The sequence below is a fragment of the Paraburkholderia sp. UCT70 genome, assembly GCF_050434085.1.
Classification (GTDB): Bacteria; Pseudomonadota; Gammaproteobacteria; order Burkholderiales; family Burkholderiaceae; genus Paraburkholderia; species Paraburkholderia tuberum.
This window is the reverse complement of record NZ_JBNPVZ010000003.1, coordinates 252,051-269,149: the sequence shown is the minus strand read 5'-3', so window position 1 is coordinate 269,149 and position 17,099 is coordinate 252,051. Positions and strand designations below refer to the sequence as shown.

Below are 17,099 nucleotides of genomic sequence, written 5' to 3'. Positions count from 1 at the left end.
ACGAAAGAGCGCGGCGCGTGAGAAGCTCACTCGCCGCGCAATCATTTGAACCAAAACTCTGTCAAGCCAGCACGTCGGAAAACACGCGAGTTGCGAAGCGTTCCGAACTCGTTCCGGCATTGAGCACACCGACCGATTTCAGATCGTCCGCATAAAGCGCGATTTCCCTTCTGAACGCATCGCCAACCGGATGGTGACGATCGGTGTGACTCTTCAGCATCTCGGTCAGTTGCGCGACGTTCGCACCCGGCGCATTCGGCGCGAAGATCGCCGCCGCCTCGGCCGGATGGTTCGCGGTCCATTCGGTCGCTTCGAGCAGCGCCTGCGTGAGTGCCTGCGCGGTCGCGCGGTCCTTGCGGATCAGCGACCCGCGCACGCCCAGCACGCAGCACACGCGGTTCGCGTACTCGCCGCACAGGTTGTTCGATACCTCCTGCAGATGATCGGTCTCGCGCAGCGTCCAGATGGTTGGATCGCCATCGGCGATTGCCTGCACCTCACCCTTCTTGAGCGCCTCGTCGAGCAGCGGCGCCGGATACTGGCGCCAGCGCACGTCGTTGTCGGGATCGATGCCGAGCTTCTTCAGCGTGATCGCGAAGAAATTCCTGGCCGGGCTCGCCATATCGCTGACGCCGACCGTGCGCCCCTTGAGCCCCTGCAGATCGACGATGCCCGACGCGCGCGTGGCGAGCAGCCGCATGCAGCCGCCGTGGATGCCCGCCGTCAGCTTCACGTCGAAGCCCTGTTCGAGCGGCTTGATCCAGCGCAGCGCCATGCCGACGCCGGCGTCGGACTTGCCCGTCGCGATCGCTTCGAGCAACTGGTCGGTCGAGCCCGCGAAGTTGACGAGTTCCACTTGCAGCCCATGCTTGCGGAAAATGCCCTGCTGCGCGGCGACCGGCACCGGCGCCGTGCAGATCGCGCCCGCATTCCACGACAGTTTGAGCGGCTTCAACGCTTCGTCGGCCGATGCCCGTACGCCCGGCAGCCCGAGTGCTGCACCGCCTAACGCGGCCGCGCCCGCGGCCCGTGCCGCACGGCCGAGCCATGCGCGGCGCGCGAGGTTCGTCGGCGCGCGGTCGTCGTCGAAATGGTTCATTGCTGTGCTTTCCCAGAGGTGTGATGTGGTGATGAATGAGCGGCTCGGAGATACCGGCGCGCGTGTCAGGTGTCGAGGCCCAGTTGCGCCAGCACCTGGCGGCGCAGCGCGACGAGCGCGGGATCGTCGCGATGCCGCGGATACGGCGCGTCGTTGGTCGCTCGCTGAGCACGATCACGCGATTCGCGACATACAGCGCTTCCTCGACATCGTGCGTGACGAGCAGCACCGAAAACCCCTGCGCCTGCCACAGCTGCACGAGTTCGCCCTGCATGCGCATGCGCGTCAGCGAATCGAGCTTGCCGAACGGTTCGTCGAGCACCAGTAGTTGCGGATCGTTGACGAGCGCGCGAGCCAGCGCCGCGCGCTGCGCCATCCCGCCCGACAGCTGATGCGGAAACGCGTTCGCGAATGCGGACAGGCCGACCAGGTCGAGCGCGGCATCGATGCGTCCAGCGGCATCGCGCTTCGTGCGACGCGCCTCGGGGCCGAGCCCGACGTTGTCGCGTACGGTCCGCCACGGGAACAGCGTCGGGTCCTGGAACACGACCACGCGCGAGGGGTCCGGTCCGCTGACGCGCTCGCCGTCGGCGTGGATCGCACCCTGCGCCGGCGCTTCCAAGCCGGCCACGAGACGCAGCAACGTCGATTTGCCGCAGCCGCTCGGTCCTAGCAGCGCAACGAATTCGCCGGGCTCGATCGACAGACTGACGTCGTCGAGAACTGGCAACGCGGCGCCACGCAGCGCGAAGCGATGACTGACGTTGCGCAAGTCGATGCGTGCGCCTTGCCGCGTATTGGCGGCGAAGCGCGCTTCGGTAACGGCTACCATTTCAGCATTCCTTTCTGCCAGACCAGCAGACGGTCGCGCACGCGAAACAGCAACGTGATGAGCCCGGAGCACATCAGCGCCATCACGAGCAGTGCGGCATACATGTTCGGATAGGCCGCCCACCCCTGCGCCCATTGCAGGTACCAGCCAAGCCCCGCCTTGACGCCCATCATCTCGGCGACGATCAACACCGCGAACGACGCGCCGAGCCCCATGAACAGGCCCACGAACACGGACGGCAACGCGGCGGGAATCGCGACGCGCAGAATCAGGAACGACGGCCGCGCGCCAAGTGTGCGGGCCACGTCGTAGTAAGCGGAATTGACGCTCGCGACGCCCGACCATGTCAGCACGGCAACCGGAAACGCCGTGGCGAGCGCGATCAGGAACACGCTCGCGCTGAAGCTCGACGGAAAGAAGAAAAACGCGAGTGGCAGCCACGCGGTGGCGGGCAGCGGCCCGATCAGCCGCAGCACCGGATGCACCCAGTAACCGACCGCCTTCGACCAGCCGATCGCGACACCGATCACGAAGCCAGTCAACGCACCGGTGACATAGCCATAAGCAAGCAGCACGACCGAATGCGCGACGCTCGAGGCAAGCCGCGGCAAATCGTCGGCGTAGACGGCGAGCAGGGCTTGCGGCGGCGCGAAGAATGGCCGCGGCAGCCATTCGAGCTGGGCGGTGGCGATTTCCCATCCGGTGATGCCGAGCGACAGCGCGAGCAGCCACGGCGTCGCATCGAGCCATGCGTCGAGACGCGTGCTTGCCGCGGTAGCCGGGCGGAATTTCGACGTGGCGCCAACGCGCCACCCGGCCGCGCCGATTGCCAGCGACGCCGCCGCGAGCACCAGCTTCAGAATCAGCAGTTCGCGCGTGTACGGCCAATCGTCGAGCGCGGGCCACCATTGCGTGAGCGCCGCCCCAGCCAGCCAGCCAAGCGCGGCCAGCACCGCGACGACACGCTTGCCTCGTTCGCGGGCGGCGGGTGCGGCGGCGTCGGGAAAGCCGGCGTGTTCGACAGCGTGAGATTGAGTCGACCGCGCGTCGCGCTCCGTCAAGGTCAGATCATGCGTTGGCAAGATGAGTCTCCGAAATCGCGCGCACGTCGATGCGGCCTGGCAGGATCGCGTCGCGCTGCGCGCGGTCCGCGACTTTTTGCAGCGCGTCGATGTCGCTGTCATTGACGAAATGCTGCTTCAGCGACGCGCGTTTCGTGATTTTCCGCGCGGCGTCGAACGGCGAGCGCGTGAGCGTCGCATAGATTTGCGCGTAGGCCTCGGGGTTGGCGATCGCCCAGTCGCCCGCGCGTTGATAGCGCAGCAGCAGGTCCGCGATCGCGGCGCGCTTGCGCGGGTCCGCGAGAGCCCCGCCCGATGCCGTGATGAAGCCGAGTCCGCTGTTGATGCCGGTGCCGTCGCGCAGCACGCGGCCGCCGCGCTGCACGGCGATGCCGTAGTACGGATCGAACGTCGCCCAAACCTCGATCGAGCCCGATGCGAAGGCGGCGAACGCATCGACGGGCAGAATGAAGCGCACCGATACGTCGTCTTTCGACAAGCCCGCCTCGGCCAGCGCGCCATACAGCTGGAACTGCGAAATGCTGCCGCGCGCCGACGATACGAACACTGTCTTGCCCCTTAGATCGGAGACCGAACCGATCGTGGAGTGCGGCGCGACCAGAATGCCGAGTTGCGCGCCCGATCCCACTCGCGTCGCGACGATTTTCAGCGATGGGTCGCCGACGGCCGCCGCGAGTACCGGCAAGTCGCCCGCCGGCGCGAGATCGACCGAACCGGCGCGTTGCGCTTCGAACAACGGTGCCGCGCCCTGGAAGTTGGCCCAGCGCCACGCGTACGGCGTGCCGTCGAGCACTTTTGCGGCTTCGACGAGGGCGCGCGTGCCACCGGCCTGATCGCCGAGCACGAGGGTGACGTTTTCCGTGGCGCGGGCATCGCTCGTGCTGGCGAATGCGGATACCGCGGCGATTGGCGTCGCGGCCAGCGCACGCACAAGCGTGCGCCGCCGTGTCGAAATGGACGTTGAAGCAGATGCGGTCATAGGTCCTCGCTGTCGATGTGCAACACAGCGTAGCGACGAACAACCGCGTTGAGAATCATTCTATTTCGATATGTTTATATCGATTCAATATTTATGTTTTGCATCTTCCGGAGCAGCCGCACAGGCATGCAACACGCGACGAAATTTTATCGAGGAGGCCCTATGAGCAATTGGATCGCGCAGCTTTTCCGGCATTTGACTGCGGGTGTGTATGTGATCGGCGTCGCGGACGGCGAGCGCCGCAATGCGTTCACCGCAAGCTCGGTGTTGCAGGTTTCGTTTGCACCATTGCTGATCGCGCTCGGCATCAGTCCCGAGCATGAGTCGTACGAACTCCTGCGCAGCGGCGCGGTGTTCGCGATCAGCGTGTTGCGCGCGGATCAACAGAAGCTCGCCGAGCACTTCGGCACGCAGTCGGGCCGAGCCGTCGACAAGCTCGCGGTGGCTCGCTGGCGTACCGGCGTGACCGGCGCGCCGCTGTTGCTCCATGCGCTCGCGCATTTCGACTGCCGGGTGACCGGCGACATCGAGGCGGGAGATCATCGGCTGATAGTTGGCCGCGTCGTCGATGGCGCGCTCGCCGGCGCGGACGGCGACCCGCTGATCTACGCGCAGACTGGCAATCTCGACATGAGCGGGGATCTTTATCCGGAGACGTTTTCGTAGTTGGCTGGCGTGCTGGCTGCTCAATGCCAGTGCCCGCCATGTCCTCCGTGCCAGTGGCCGTAATAGCCGCCATGGCCATGGCCACCGCCCCAGTAGCCTCCGATCACCACTGACGGTCCCCACCATCCGTAGTAGCCCGGCCATGAATAGCCATAGGGATAGCCGTAATAGCCCGGATAACCGTAATACCCGGGATAGCCGTAATAAGCAGGCGCAGGTACCGCGACGTACGTGCAATTCTGTCCCGACAACGGCAAGTCGTTTGGCGTCGCATTCGCGGCCGCCGTACCGCTCGCCGGCACAGGCGCGTTGCCAGACGATGCTTCCGCGGGGCCAGTGGCAGTGGCGCTGGTGCAGGCGTAATAGCCACCGGCCCCCGGATAGTACGAATAAGGACCGTAATAGACGCAGCCAGACAACACACATACGCCCGCCACACCAGTGCATAGACCAACGATTCCACAACGCATGATCGCTCCCCCTATCCGGGCGCAGCGCAGCCGTCTCGACACGGCGTGTTTTTATTCTAGTCTTCGAATCCGGTATCGGGTACGCGTCTTGCGGACGACAGGTATTCCGTGGAAATCAGGAGTTTCGACATGAACCCGCTCGATCCCCTCGACCCGAACGCCTCCGCGACTCCCGCACAGCCCAGCACCGGCGCACGTATCGCCGGCGGCGGCGTCGGCGACGGTCCCGGACCCGAGGTCATGGCCGCCGCGACGCTCGGCGGCAACAAGGTGATCTCTTCCGATGGCCAGGACCTCGGCAAAATCTCCGACATCATGCTCGACGTGCGCAGCGGCCGCATCGCGTATGCGGTGCTGACGGAGGGCGCTTTTCTCGGCATCGGCGGGACCTTGCACGCGATCCCGTGGCGTTCGCTGACGCTCGACACGGACCGCAAGTGCTTCCAGCTGGACGCCACGGCCGAGCAGGTGAAAAGCTCGCCGGGCTTCGACAAGGACCATTGGCCGGCGATGGCCGATCGCGCATGGGGGACGTCGGTCCATCAGTTCTATCATCGCGAACCGTACTGGGAAGCGACGCGCAGTGTCGTCGAAAGCGATCCCGCGACACGTGTCGATCCGACGAACGGAATCTGAAGACACTCATCGCGACGCTCGAGCACCGCTACCTCGCACGCGTTGCCTGTTACGGCGAGTACGCGAGGCGCGGTGCGCTGTTACACCCCGATGGTCCGCGTCGTCTTCAGCGCGATCCACGTCATGCCTTCGCGCAAGCCTTCGAGTACCGCTTCTCTTTCCACGGCGAACACCTGCGACTGATGAAAGGTGCGTTCGAAGTCACCCTCGGGCGACACATGTTTGACATGGATCGTCGACTGAAACCCGCCTTCCTGCGTCTTCTGCGTCTCGACGCTCACGGACCAGGTTCCTGCCTGCGCGTTTGCTGATATGGTCATTGGATGCTCCTCGGGGTTGTCGCGAGCGACTGCCATCGTCAGCGTAATGACCCGCCACGCCTCTCTCGTTGATCCACGTCAACCGTCAACACGAACCATGAGTCACGCTCGACGTCGTTCGCTTTCCCCGATACTTTCAGCTCCGTTTCAGACGCACGCCATCGAGTGAAAACCCTGCCGGGAAAACGCGCAATGCCTCTTGCACGCGGCGTGCTTGGCGCGCCGCGTGCACCGATTTCGCGCCCCTCGCCCCGACGTTTCGCGGTAAGCTTTGCGACGGTATCCGCGTCACGAGTTCGTGCCGGTGCGGCAACGCTGCCCTCATGATCGACGAACGTCGGAGTTCATCATGTGGTACGCCTTCATCGATGCACAGCAACGCCTCGCGCGCGCGATGGTCGGGGGAGTTCTGTCCGAACCGGAGTCGGGGCCGCGCCCGCAAGCGGGCTGGCTCGGCCCGGAACAGGCGGCCGACGCGCTCAGCAACTGGCTGCTGAGATGCGCCTGCGCTTTCGAACGAACGCCGACATTCGCGATCCACTCCGTTGCCGCCAACGGTAGCCGCGTTACCGTCGACGAAAGCGTCGTCGCCTCCTTGCCGCTCGGCGCGCTGCTCAGGTTCAAGCGCAACCCCTCTACGCCCCCTACCGACGCAAAACGGCCGGTGCTGCTGTGCGCGCCCCTCGCCGGACATCACTCAGTCATGCTGCGCGAGACCGTCGAAACGCTGCTCGAGGAACGTGACGTGTTCGTGACCGATTGGGCCGACGCGCGCGACGTGCCGCGCGAAGCGGGCCCGCTATCGCTCGACGACTACGTGCAGGCGCTCGAAAGCTTCGTCGGCGCCGCCCGCGCGTTCGGTTCGCCGGTTCATGTGATCGCGATCTGTCAGGCGAGCGTGCCTGCGCTCGGCGCCGCGGCGCTGCTCGCCATGGACGAGGCGGCGCCCATCGCGAGCCTCTCGCTACTCGGCGGCCCGATCGATACCCGTTTGAACCCGACCGTCACCGACCGCTTCGCCAGTTCCCATTCGCTCGAGTGGTTTCACGACCATGCGATCGATATCGTTCCACCGCCCTATTGCGGCGCGGGGCGTCTCGTGTATCCGGGCTTCATCCAGCAGACCGCGATTTTTGCCGCGCATCCGGAGCGACAGTTGCGACTCGAAGCGGATTACTGGTCCCGATGGCTCGCCGGCGACATGCCCGGTGCGCAGCAGGCGCTGCGTTCGGCAAACGAATATGCCGCGGTGCTCGACATGGCGGAGTGCTACTTCCTCGACATGCTTCGTGTGGTGTTTCACGAACATCAGTTGCCGCGCGATCTGTGGTCGGTCGCCGGGCGCCGGGTACGAATCGCCGCGCTGCGCGATACCCCGCTGTGCACGATCGAGGGTGACAGCGACGAGATCACGGGCGCGGGGCAAACGCATTGCGCGCATGCGCTGTGCGATGCATCGCCGATGCGATCCGCGCGGCAGCTCACCATCGAGCAGTGCAATCACTACGACCTGTTCATCGGGCCGCGTTGGCGCGATGGGGTTCATCCGGGGCTCTGCGAATTCTGGCGCGATGTCGAGCACGCCGCGTTGAAGGTTTGCCGGCCGCGCCGCGCAGCCAGGGGTTCGGCAAACCGCAGATCGGCGTGAGGTGCCGGGAAAACGTCTGCAGTGCGCATCTGGCGATCGTCGAGCGTCACGTCACGACGCAAGTTCGTCAGTTCCCACGCTCGGTGTCGATCGCTTTTTCGAGGATCATCTCCGCCACATCGAACGCGCGACGGATCGCCGCTTTGGCGTCGTCGTCAGCGCAGTGCGCGACGGGCTTGAGTTCGTGCGCGGGCGTGACCAGATCCAGCCGCACGTCATACATCGGATGCGCCGATCCCGGACGCAACGCCTCGATGGCGAGATGGCAGTGCGACACGAGCGCGCCAAACCGCGCGAGACGCACCAGTTGCGCACCTGCTTCCGCTTCGAGCGGAGCGGCACCCGCAAAGCCAAGGTAGACGATCTGCATGTCGATGCCCATCTTCGCCTCCCCTTGCGAGTGTCGATCGAACCTGTTCCGCGCAGACTCAGGGTCCAGGCGCTTGCTATGGGGCTTATCTTGTTCTTGCCAGAAAGGCGGTCATTGACGTGGGTCAAGCGCGGTGAAGGCGAGCACCCTCACTGCATATGCATACCCCCGTTAATCGCAATGTCCGCACCGGTGATAAAAGCCGCCTCCTCTGAGCATAGAAACGCGATCAACGCCGCCACCTCGTCCGGACGTCCCAGCCGGCCAACCGGAATCTGCGGCAGGATCTTCGTGTCGAGGATCTCGCGCGGCACCGCTTCGACCATCGCGGTCGCGAGATAACCGGGCGACACCGTGTTCACCGTGACGCCGTGCTTCGCGGTTTCGAGCGCAAGTGCCTTCGTGAAGCCGTGCACGCCCGCTTTGGCCGCTGAATAATTGGTTTGCCCGTAGGCGCCGCGCGAACCGTTGACCGACCCCACGTTGACGATGCGGCCGTGGCGCCGCTCGAGCATGCCGGGCAACAGCGGCTTGCTCATGTTGAACAGGCCATCGAGATCCGTGCGCAGCACGGCGTCCCAGTGCTCCTTGCTCATCTTCGCGAAGCTCGTGTCGTGCGTGATGCCCGCGTTGTTGATCAGCACGTCTACCGCGCCCAGTTCGGTCAGCACGAGTTGCGCGCAGCGCGCGCATGAATCGAAGTCGGCGATGTCGGCTTCGTACGCGTGAAACTCGCGCCCCGTGTCGCGCTCGTGCTGCAGCCATGTCGACACGTGATCGTTGTGCGTCGAGTGCGTCACCGCGACCGTCATGCCCGCGTCATGAAGCGCCCGGCTGACCGCCGTGCCCAAACCGCCCATCCCGCCTGTGACCAATGCCACGCGATCCGTTCCCATCTGAACTCCTCCTTGCCGTGTCTGCCATTGACGGTGCGCGCGCCGGCCTTGCCGGCTCGCGCGGCTAAACGACGCCCGCGAACGGCAGCGCGTTCTGCGAGCTCCACCACCATGCGCTCAGGCCGCCCGCGAGCGGCGCGACGCCTGGCGCGATGCCGTACACCGCCTGCCACCACGCATACCAGGCGGCGCAAGCGCGGTTGGCCTCGCCGAACCAGTCCGCCTCGCGCTGCGCGACGAAAGCGATCGACTTGCTCCAGTCGGCGACGCACCGCTCGGCGTACTCGTGTGCCGCGCCCTGTGCGGTCTGATACGCCGCCGCGTAGTCGAGCCAGCCTTCGGGCGGTCCGGATGCCGTCGAGGTCCATGGTGAAGCGGGGCGCCCGAGCGGCGCATCGGATTCGGAAACCATGATCGCTGCCCTCCAGAGCAAAGCATAGGATTGCCAGGCGCAGTTGCAAACCGTCGAGTGCGCCTGCCACTGTATCGAGCGCGCGGCGGCCCGCGCTTGATCTGCATCAACAGCCGCGGCCGCCGGGCCCTTAGACTCCATTCGACGACGGGCTCGAGCCTGCTTGCGCCCGTTTCCCCACGTTCTGTCACGGAGCTTTGGCGATGCGCTACAAAAGCATTCTCGTTCACCTCGATACGAGCGTTCGCGCACATCCGCGTCTCGAAATCGCATTGCAGCTCGCACACCGCTTTCATGCGACGCTGACCGGCCTGTTTTCGACTTACGTGCCGCCGCAGCACGCGTTCTTCGTGATGGCCGGCACCGCCGACTACTACGCGGAGCACGAGCGCCTGCGGCACGAGCGTGCCAGCGCGCTGGAGCGGCTGTTTCGTGCCGAACTCGCGCGCGCGAACGTCGACGGTCATTGGATCGCCGCGAACGGCTACGCGAACGACGTCGTGCCGCCCTATGCCCGTCTCGCCGATCTGATCGTGCTCGGGCAGACCGACCCGACCGATCCCGAGGCGTTCGTCGCCGAACAGTTCGTCGAGCACGTCGTGCTGTCGGCCGGGCGGCCGGTGCTGCTGGTGCCGTCGGGCGGCACCTTCGCGGCGCCCGGCCGCCACGTGCTGATCGCGTGGGACGGCAGCCGCGAAGCCACCCGCGCGATCCACGACGCGCTGCCGTTCCTCGCGCACGCGTCCAAAGTGACGCTGCTGACGGTTCATTCGTCGGGTGATCGTCCGCCGCGCGACACGGTTCCGGGCGACGACATCGCACTCACCGTCGCGCGTCACGGCGTCAAAATCGACGTGCGCGAACTGAGCGTCGCGGACGGCACGCCGGTCGGCGACGCGCTGCTGTCGCAGGCGGCCGACCTCGGCTGCGACATGATCGTGATGGGCGCTTACGCGCATTCGCGTCTGCACGAAGTCGTACTGGGCGGCGCGACGCGCACGATGCTCGAGTCGATGACCGTGCCGGTGCTGTTGTCGCACTGAAGTGCGCGCTTAAGGAGTCCGCCATGTTTCACCGCCTGCTCGACGCGCTCGACGGCAGCGACACCGCCTCCCGTGCGTTCGACGCCGCGCTGACCCTTGCCGCCGAATCGGGCGCCGAGCTGCAGCCGCTGTACGTGATCGACGTGCCCGTCATCGCCTACGACGCGCCAGGCTTCGACCCTTGCGTGATCCAGGACGCCTTCATCGAGGAAGGCAAGCGGATCGCGGCCGATGCCCAGAGCAGGATGACCGCGCGCGGGATCAAGGGCACGGCCCGCACCGTCGAAGCCGCGATCACCGGCGAAGACGTCGCGCATCGCATCGTCGAGGCGGCGCTCGAATGGCACGCCGACGCGATCGTGATGGGCACGCACGGCCGCCATGGTGTTCAACGACTGATGCTCGGCAGCGTCGCCGAGCGCGTGCTGCGCAGCGCCAGCTGCCCGGTGCCGATGATTCCCGCGCACGCGAACGGCGCGACGCGCGACCAGTCAGTCCCGGCCTGCGCCGAAAACGAACTCACCTGAGCCGCGAAAACCAGGCTGCTGCGCGGCCGCTCCGACGCGATCGCGCCACGGCTGCGCGACGCGGCGCTTCAGGGCCGCGCGTGCCCGTGTTCCTCATGCCGCACGATCAGCACCGGCTTGTCGGTCGCACGCACGAGCGACTCCGCGACGCTGCCGAGCAGAAAGCGCTGCACGCCGTGGCGACCGTGCGTGCCCATCACGATCAGGTCGGCTTCGATTTCGTCGGCGACGCGCGCGAGCACCGCGGACACGCTTTCGGCGTACGCGTCGATCACCCGCACGCCGCCGGGCACCTGTGCCTCGCGCATCAGCTCGCGCGGCGCATCGAGCGCGCGGCTGGCGAATTCTTGCGCCGCGGCCGCCGGTTCCGGCTCGAAAGCCACATCGGCATTGTCCGACCACTTGCCGTGCCCTACCACGCAGCAGGCTTCGAGTGTGGCGCCCGTCAGCTTCGCGAGCTTCAGCGCCTCGGCAAAGGCGCGCTGCGCGCTGGGACTGTCGTCGAGCGCAACCAGAATTCGTGCATACATGTTGGACTCCCTGTGAAAGCGCTGCCATGAACCGAAGCGGTGCCGTCGCGTGTCTGCACCGACAGTGTGAAGCGCGCGCCGTCGCGCGGCTTGACGCAGGTCAATGGGTCGCCGCTCGGGGTCGCCGCTTGCGAGCGGCGACAACTCCTTCAACGACCAGTTCCTTGCTGCCGATCATCGAGTCGATGATGTCCTTCATCTGCTCGCGCTCGACGCCATAGCAGCGCGCGAGCACCCGCACGACCTCGACCAGGGCGATCTGCGAAACGTACCCCGGCCGTCCGGCCGACAGGGACTCCATCAGCGCCGTCGCCTTCTTCGATCGCACGGCGTCGTTCTGGGCGAAGTAGCGGACCAGAACGTTCGTATCCAGTCCGATCATCGCGCCAATGCCCCCTGCTCGGCGATGGCCCGGTTCATGTCCTCGATCGACACCTGTTTGGCGGGCTTCTTCACGATGCCCTCGAGCGACGCAAGCGAGTGCGTGGCCGGACAGATCTCATAGCGGCCCGTCGCCTCGTTGAAGCTGAATTCGATCCGGTCTCCCGCCTCCAGGCCAAGCTGGTTGCGCACGTCCACCGGGATCGTGACCTGGCCCTTCGAAGTGATAGTTGCTGCTGCCATAGTGGCACCTCCGATGCTCCTAGCATTAAGGTAAGGAGAAGAAAAAGGCAAGGACGAAATGGCCGCACGCCGATGAGGTTTTTAACAGCAGACAGGCTAGAAACGCCGAGCAGCCTCGGAAGGCAGCGTCCGGACGTTATCGTCTATCGTGCCAGCACGGTCTACGATGAGCAGGAGTGGGAAATATCGATAATTTGCATCGTAGGCACGTCTTCCCCGGCAGTAACAAGCATCAGACACTTACCATTCTTCGAATAAATGAAAATACATAATGGCCGGTCTATCGCACAGCTTTCCACTTCTTTAATACCACTTCGTATTAGTATATTTTTCGACGCCGATATGTTCGCCGGTCACTTTTGATTGAAAAGGATGCCAACCTTTGTGGATTAAAAGCTTCCTGGCGCGCAAAAAATTCATGGCGACTATCCTGCGGAAACCATTCGCCGGTTTCGACGTTCAGCGCCATTGCGGACGGCATGGGCGGGAAGTTTGAGTATATTGAATAGGTGATACATCAAAGCAGGCACTCTTCCTTGCCCCCGGGTTTCATCCTGTTTCTGTTGTTCCATTTGACCTCTTCTGATTTTCCAGAAAACACCGGCAAGCCCGCCCGCGAACTGGAAATCGCCGCAGCCGTAGGCCGCGCCGAGGACGAGGGCTGGCGCGTACGTCGCGACGGCTCGCGTTTCTGGGCCAACGTGGTCGTTTCCGCCGTGCACGACGCGTCGGGCGCACTGCTCGGCTTCGCCAAGATCACGCGCGACCTGACCGAGCGTATGCGCCTCGCGGAACTCGAACGCGCGAATCAGGTATCCACCCACGTGCAAATCGCCCGCGAAAACGAGCAGAAACGTATGGCGCGCGAACTGCACGACGATCTCGGCCAACGGCTGACCGCGCTGAAAATGAGCGTCGCGCTGCTCGAAGCGAAGCTGAAAAGCCAGGCCGACACCGAGCCACTGGCCGCGCAGACGCACGAACTGCAAAAGCAGATCGACTGGATGGCCGCTTCGCTGCGGCGTATCGCCGCCGATCTTCGGCCCCCGCTGCTCGACGACCTCGGACTCGCCGCCGCGCCCGACTGGCTGGCCGAAGACTTCACGAACCGCTACAACGTGCGCTCGAGCGTGCATCTCGAACCGGCCGAGCCGGTGTGCGGCGAATTCGCGGCGACGGCGCTGTTTCGCATCGTTCAGGAGGCGTTGACGAACGTCGCGCGGCACGCCAAGGCCAGCCGCGTACGCATCGACATGACCTGCGCGGGCCCCATCGTATCGCTCGATATCGAGGATGACGGCGTGGGTGTCGCGCTGGATCGGTCGCGGGGAACAGATTCATTCGGTTTGCTCGGCATTCGCGAACGCGTGCGGCAGTTGCGCGGCAACGTGTCGTTCACCAGCTCGCCGGGCCATGGCTTCAGGATCTCGATCCAGATACCGGCCGACGCACTCGCGTAATGTTCACGCGCTGCCGCGCCCCGCTGTCGCGGGTTACTCTGCAGGCGCATCCTCGGTGCTTTGCTCGCGCATGAGCAGCACCGGACAGGTCGAGAAACGCAGCACCCGCTCCGCCACGCTGCCGATCACGAGGCGCCGCACGCCGCGTCGCCCATGCGTGCCCAGCACAAGCAGATCGGCGTGGATCTGCTCGCCGTGGCGCAGCACGATCGCGGCGACGTCGTCGGACAGGCTCTCCGACTCGATCATTTCAGGGCGGCAAGGCACATCGGCGGCGGCGCAGGCCTGTTCGGCCTCCTCCAGCACCGATTGGCCGTCCTGGCGCAACGCGTCGACGAGCGTGAGCGGGTCGTAATAGCCGGCATAGGAAAAGAGCGGCGTCTTGTCGACCACATAAACCGGATGCACGACGCCCTTCGTCAACGCGGCGAGATTCACCGCTTCTTTCAGCGCGCGTTTCGAGAAAGTACTGCCGTCTAGCGCGACGAGGATATGTTGGTACATGCCGATTCTCCACTGAGGTTGGATTTGTCAACGCGCGTGGCGCGCTCCTGCTACAGATAAAAGGGCCCGCCCGCACTGCCCAGATACGGCTCCCGCCACTCGCCGTGCGGCACGTCGTCCGCCCGCAATGACGAGGCGCCGCGCGGACACACGAGCACGGGACACGCCGCGTCGCGCAGCGTGCGCGACGTCACGTGCCCCGGCAACGGGTGCGGCGCGCCGCGCATGCCGTGCGAACCCATCACGATCAGGTCCGCGTGCCAGCGTTGCGCTTCGTCGAGAATCGCGGTCGACGCATCGCCGGAATCATCGTCGAACTCGAGCAACGCGGTTTCGGCCGCGCGCCGGCTTTGTTCGAGCATCGCCGCGCCGCGCCGCAAGACATCGATTCGATGCTGCGACACGACTTCGAACGGCAGCCATTCGCACCACGCGAACCGGTCGTCGGCCGCGTAGACGACCTTGATGCGCGCGTCGGGCGGCGCTACCGCGAGCGCGGTGCGCAGCGCGTCGAGCGCGGTGTCGCTGCCATCGATCGCGACCAGCACGCGGCTCACCGCCGAGGCATCGCTCGCGTCGGTCGACCTCGCCGATATGTACAGCACCGGACGCCCGATCGACGCGACCAGTTCCTCGGGATCGATACGGCTGTCCCAGCGATGTTCACGCGGATGCGCGGCCACCGCGACCAGATCCGCGTCCCATTGCGTCGCCGTGTGGGCGAGCGCTTCGGCCGCGCCCTGATGCAGCGCGGTGAGATCGACGATCTCGGCGTCGGTCGCCGCGACGACGCCGTGCAACGCGATCACCGCGTCGCGCAGCGCGGCCTGCGCGCCATGCAGCATCGCGCGATGCGCCTCGCACCAGTCCGGATAGCTGAGCATCAGCGTCGGATAAAGCGCGGCAGGATTGCAAACGATATCGACGAGACGAAAGCGCGCATCCGCCGCGACCAACTGCCGGGCGACGCGCGTGCCGAGCGGCAGTCCGCTGCCGCCCGCGGACGCGATCATGACGCGGTGGAAGGTGTTGCGCTCGGCAGCAGTGTTCATCGGCTCTCCTCGGATCGTCGCACCGCGAGGCGGCGCGTCAACCGCGTCGCTTCACACTTCGGCCCGTGACGGGGACGCCAACGGTTCGCGCTTACATGATGAACGCCAACGCGGCGCGCGGCTTGATCTGTATCAAGCGCCAACGGCTCGCTAGCGGATCACGGGCGGACCGCGAGCACGGCCGCGCCGGTCAGGTTGCCGTTGCGCAGATCATCGAGCGCGCGGTTCGCGTCGCGCAACGCGTAAGTCGTCGTCTCGATCGCGAGCTGCATCTCGGCGGCGCTGCGCATGAACTGAAGCCCATCGTCGCGGGTCAGATTCGCGACCGACACCACCCGCCGCTCGCCCCACAGAAACGCGTACGGGAACGACGGAATGTCGCTCATATGGATGCCGCCGCACACCACCACGCCGCCTTTCGCGACCGCCTGCAACGCCAGCGGCACCAGTGCGCCGACCGGCGCGAACAGCAGCGCGGCGTCGAGTTCGCCGGGCGGTGCCTCGTCGCTGCCGCCGGCCCATGCCGCGCCGAGGCGCAGCGCGAGTTGCTGGGCCGCGTGGTCGCCGGGACGCGTGAACGCATAGACGGTGCGCTGCTGGTGACGCGCCACCTGCGCGACGAGATGCGCGGCCGCGCCGAAACCGTAGATGCCGATCCGTTCGGCGTCGCCCGCCATGCTCAACGTGCGATAGCCGATCAGACCCGCGCACAGTAGCGGCGCGGCCTCGATATCGCTGTAGTGCGGCGGCAGATGAAAGCAGTAGCGGCTATCGGCGACGGTGCGCTCGGCGTAGCCGCCGTCGATCGTGTAGCCGGTGAAGCCAGGGTCGTCGCAGAGATTTTCGCGGGCGGACAGACAGTAGCGGCAGTGGCCGCAGGTGCGCCCGACCCACGGCACGCCGACCCGCTCGCCCACCGTGAAACCGCTGACGCCCGCGCCCAATTCGGCCACCACGCCGACGATTTCGTGGCCGGGAATCACCGGCCGCTTTGGATGCTCGAGCTCGCGGTCGACCAGATGCAGGTCCGTGCGGCACACGCCGCACGCATGAACGTCGATCAGGATCTCGCCGGCACCGGGCCGCGGATCAGGCACTTCCCGCTCGGTCAGCGTCGCCGAGCCGCCGTCGAACACCATCGCTCGCATCGGGTTCTCCTTCAGATGCTTCGGCGACGACAAGCTGCCGTCATGGCAGACAGCGAGGCGCGCGCCGTTCTCATCAGCGTAGGCGCGCCATTGTGTCGCGCGATCGGCCCGCGCGCCGTAGACCGTTTGATCGAAGTCAATAAGGGCGGTTTCGCCGCCCGTACACTGATCTTATTCCTGATACGGGAGTACGTGCCGTGATTGCGCGAATCCGAAACTGTCTGCTCGGGTGCTCGGCGTCCGCGCTGAGGGCCGGCGTTCCCTATGGCGAGCCCGAGCCGAGCGCGATGGCGCCGGCAATGCGAATCAGTCGTGTACATTGCGGAGACATGTCATGCGTTTGACTGTTCATCTCGACACGTTCGATCGTGTCAACCCGATGGCCTTCGCCATTCTCTGGCTCGACAAGGACACGCGGCAATGGTCGCGCGAAGGTCATTTCGGGCTCGAGTTGCCCGAATGGGGCGCGTTGCATATGGATTGCCCCGCCGAATTCGAACACGTCGCGCTCGGCGAGATCGAGTGCCTGAGCAAGCGACTCGCGCAACATGCTGCGCGCGCGAACATGTCGGCTCCGCACCGTCGCTTCGGGAATGTTCAGACACCGCGCGGTCTCCTCGACGCTCATTTCCTCGATCGAGCGCAGCACGAATACGACGCGAAACAGCTCGGGCAATTCATCGCGTTTGCGTTCGAGCAGCGCGCGCACTTGCGAACGCGCAAACGCCTGGTCGGGGGCATCGTCGTCGTGCGTGGTCATTGCATCGGCATGTTCGATGGATTCGGGCGCGTCGATCACGC

The 17,099-nt window shown here is 65.6% G+C and carries 20 protein-coding genes and 3 pseudogenes; 7 read left to right on the top strand and 16 right to left on the bottom strand.

Annotated elements, in window-relative coordinates; translation table 11 throughout:
* Positions 1-61: 61 nt before the first annotated feature.
* The 4 genes and pseudogenes from OKW41_RS19025 to OKW41_RS19010 form a co-directional block, all read right to left on the bottom strand.
* On the bottom strand, positions 62-1,099 hold the full coding sequence (locus OKW41_RS19025) for an ABC transporter substrate-binding protein (protein ID WP_429573596.1): 1,038 nt from the start codon (positions 1,097-1,099) through the stop codon (positions 62-64).
* A gap of 65 nt (positions 1,100-1,164) precedes the next feature.
* A pseudogene (locus tag OKW41_RS19020) lies at positions 1,165-1,931 on the bottom strand (ABC transporter ATP-binding protein).
* Positions 1,925-3,013 (bottom strand): ABC transporter permease, encoded by a 1,089-nt coding sequence (locus OKW41_RS19015; protein ID WP_429573595.1) that lies wholly within the window; start codon positions 3,011-3,013, stop codon positions 1,925-1,927. Before OKW41_RS19015 ends, OKW41_RS19020 begins: the two are co-directional and overlap by 7 nt.
* A complete protein-coding gene (locus OKW41_RS19010; protein WP_429573594.1) occupies positions 3,000-3,992 on the bottom strand; it encodes an ABC transporter substrate-binding protein in 993 nt (330 codons plus the stop codon). Before OKW41_RS19010 ends, OKW41_RS19015 begins: the two co-directional genes overlap by 14 nt.
* A gap of 162 nt (positions 3,993-4,154) precedes the next feature.
* Here OKW41_RS19010 and OKW41_RS19005 point away from each other — a divergent pair, with 162 nt between their 5' ends.
* The gene (locus OKW41_RS19005; RefSeq protein WP_429573593.1) at positions 4,155-4,658 is read left to right on the top strand and encodes a flavin reductase family protein; all 504 of its coding nucleotides are present in this window, start codon (positions 4,155-4,157) and stop codon (positions 4,656-4,658) included.
* Positions 4,659-4,678: 20 nt separating this feature from the next.
* Here OKW41_RS19005 and OKW41_RS19000 read toward each other — a convergent pair whose 3' ends face one another.
* Entirely contained in the window at positions 4,679-5,080 is a 402-nt protein-coding gene (locus tag OKW41_RS19000) for a hypothetical protein (RefSeq protein WP_429573592.1), read from the bottom strand.
* A gap of 177 nt (positions 5,081-5,257) precedes the next feature.
* On the opposite strand from OKW41_RS19000, the gene OKW41_RS18995 reads away from it, so the two are divergent.
* Positions 5,258-5,764 (top strand): PRC-barrel domain-containing protein, encoded by a 507-nt coding sequence (locus OKW41_RS18995; protein ID WP_429573591.1) that lies wholly within the window; start codon positions 5,258-5,260, stop codon positions 5,762-5,764.
* A gap of 80 nt (positions 5,765-5,844) precedes the next feature.
* Here the strand turns inward: OKW41_RS18995 and OKW41_RS18990 are convergent, their stop codons facing one another.
* Positions 5,845-6,084, bottom strand: a complete 240-nt coding sequence (locus OKW41_RS18990) for a hypothetical protein (RefSeq protein WP_429448555.1) — start codon at positions 6,082-6,084, stop codon at positions 5,845-5,847.
* Positions 6,085-6,433: 349 nt separating this feature from the next.
* On the opposite strand from OKW41_RS18990, the gene phaZ reads away from it, so the two are divergent.
* On the top strand, positions 6,434-7,732 hold the full coding sequence (gene phaZ / locus OKW41_RS18985; protein ID WP_429573590.1) for a polyhydroxyalkanoate depolymerase: 1,299 nt from the start codon (positions 6,434-6,436) through the stop codon (positions 7,730-7,732).
* Positions 7,733-7,799: 67 nt separating this feature from the next.
* Here the strand turns inward: phaZ and OKW41_RS18980 are convergent, their stop codons facing one another.
* From OKW41_RS18980 to OKW41_RS18970, 3 genes are all read right to left on the bottom strand, one after another.
* Positions 7,800-8,114 carry a hypothetical protein gene (locus tag OKW41_RS18980; RefSeq protein ID WP_429448559.1) on the bottom strand — a complete coding sequence of 105 codons (315 nt, stop codon included), beginning with the start codon at positions 8,112-8,114 and terminating at the stop codon, positions 7,800-7,802.
* Between the two features lie 137 nt (positions 8,115-8,251).
* The gene (gene phbB, locus OKW41_RS18975) at positions 8,252-8,998 is read right to left on the bottom strand and encodes an acetoacetyl-CoA reductase (protein WP_429573589.1); all 747 of its coding nucleotides are present in this window, start codon (positions 8,996-8,998) and stop codon (positions 8,252-8,254) included.
* Positions 8,999-9,062: 64 nt separating this feature from the next.
* Positions 9,063-9,410, bottom strand: coding sequence for a polyketide synthase (locus OKW41_RS18970; RefSeq protein ID WP_429448563.1), 348 nt, complete (start codon positions 9,408-9,410; stop codon positions 9,063-9,065).
* 203 nt (positions 9,411-9,613) lie between these two features.
* Between OKW41_RS18970 and OKW41_RS18965 the strand changes: the two genes are divergently transcribed.
* Entirely contained in the window at positions 9,614-10,453 is an 840-nt protein-coding gene (locus OKW41_RS18965; RefSeq protein WP_429573588.1) for a universal stress protein, read from the top strand.
* Between the two features lie 23 nt (positions 10,454-10,476).
* Positions 10,477-10,980 carry a universal stress protein gene (locus OKW41_RS18960; protein ID WP_429448565.1) on the top strand — a complete coding sequence of 168 codons (504 nt, stop codon included), beginning with the start codon at positions 10,477-10,479 and terminating at the stop codon, positions 10,978-10,980.
* A 68-nt stretch (positions 10,981-11,048) separates the two neighbouring features.
* Here the strand turns inward: OKW41_RS18960 and OKW41_RS18955 are convergent, their stop codons facing one another.
* The 3 genes from OKW41_RS18955 to OKW41_RS18945 all read right to left on the bottom strand — a co-directional run bounded on the left by OKW41_RS18955 (position 11,049) and on the right by OKW41_RS18945 (position 12,134).
* Positions 11,049-11,510 carry a universal stress protein gene (locus OKW41_RS18955; RefSeq protein ID WP_429448567.1) on the bottom strand — a complete coding sequence of 154 codons (462 nt, stop codon included), beginning with the start codon at positions 11,508-11,510 and terminating at the stop codon, positions 11,049-11,051.
* A 100-nt stretch (positions 11,511-11,610) separates the two neighbouring features.
* Positions 11,611-11,892, bottom strand: a complete 282-nt coding sequence (locus OKW41_RS18950; protein ID WP_429573587.1) for a PIN domain-containing protein — start codon at positions 11,890-11,892, stop codon at positions 11,611-11,613.
* The gene (locus OKW41_RS18945) at positions 11,889-12,134 is read right to left on the bottom strand and encodes an AbrB/MazE/SpoVT family DNA-binding domain-containing protein (RefSeq protein WP_429573586.1); all 246 of its coding nucleotides are present in this window, start codon (positions 12,132-12,134) and stop codon (positions 11,889-11,891) included. Before OKW41_RS18945 ends, OKW41_RS18950 begins: the two co-directional genes overlap by 4 nt.
* Positions 12,135-12,685: 551 nt before the next feature.
* Here OKW41_RS18945 and OKW41_RS18940 point away from each other — a divergent pair.
* On the top strand, positions 12,686-13,594 hold the full coding sequence (locus OKW41_RS18940) for a histidine kinase (protein ID WP_429574340.1): 909 nt from the start codon (positions 12,686-12,688) through the stop codon (positions 13,592-13,594).
* 33 nt (positions 13,595-13,627) lie between these two features.
* Here the strand turns inward: OKW41_RS18940 and OKW41_RS18935 are convergent, their stop codons facing one another.
* From OKW41_RS18935 to OKW41_RS18925, 3 genes are all read right to left on the bottom strand, one after another.
* On the bottom strand, positions 13,628-14,098 hold the full coding sequence (locus OKW41_RS18935; RefSeq protein ID WP_429573585.1) for a universal stress protein: 471 nt from the start codon (positions 14,096-14,098) through the stop codon (positions 13,628-13,630).
* A gap of 50 nt (positions 14,099-14,148) precedes the next feature.
* Positions 14,149-15,150 carry a universal stress protein gene (locus OKW41_RS18930; protein ID WP_429573584.1) on the bottom strand — a complete coding sequence of 334 codons (1,002 nt, stop codon included), beginning with the start codon at positions 15,148-15,150 and terminating at the stop codon, positions 14,149-14,151.
* Between the two features lie 158 nt (positions 15,151-15,308).
* Positions 15,309-16,298 carry a zinc-dependent alcohol dehydrogenase family protein gene (locus tag OKW41_RS18925; RefSeq protein ID WP_429573583.1) on the bottom strand — a complete coding sequence of 330 codons (990 nt, stop codon included), beginning with the start codon at positions 16,296-16,298 and terminating at the stop codon, positions 15,309-15,311.
* Between the two features lie 334 nt (positions 16,299-16,632).
* On the opposite strand from OKW41_RS18925, the pseudogene OKW41_RS18920 reads away from it, so the two are divergent.
* A pseudogene (locus tag OKW41_RS18920) lies at positions 16,633-16,782 on the top strand (DUF3564 family protein); the annotation flags it as partial.
* Here the strand turns inward: OKW41_RS18920 and OKW41_RS18915 are convergent.
* Positions 16,780-17,094 (bottom strand): annotated as a pseudogene (locus OKW41_RS18915) (sigma factor-like helix-turn-helix DNA-binding protein); the annotation flags it as partial. The pseudogenes OKW41_RS18920 and OKW41_RS18915 overlap by 3 nt on opposite strands.
* Positions 17,095-17,099 lie beyond the last annotated feature (5 nt).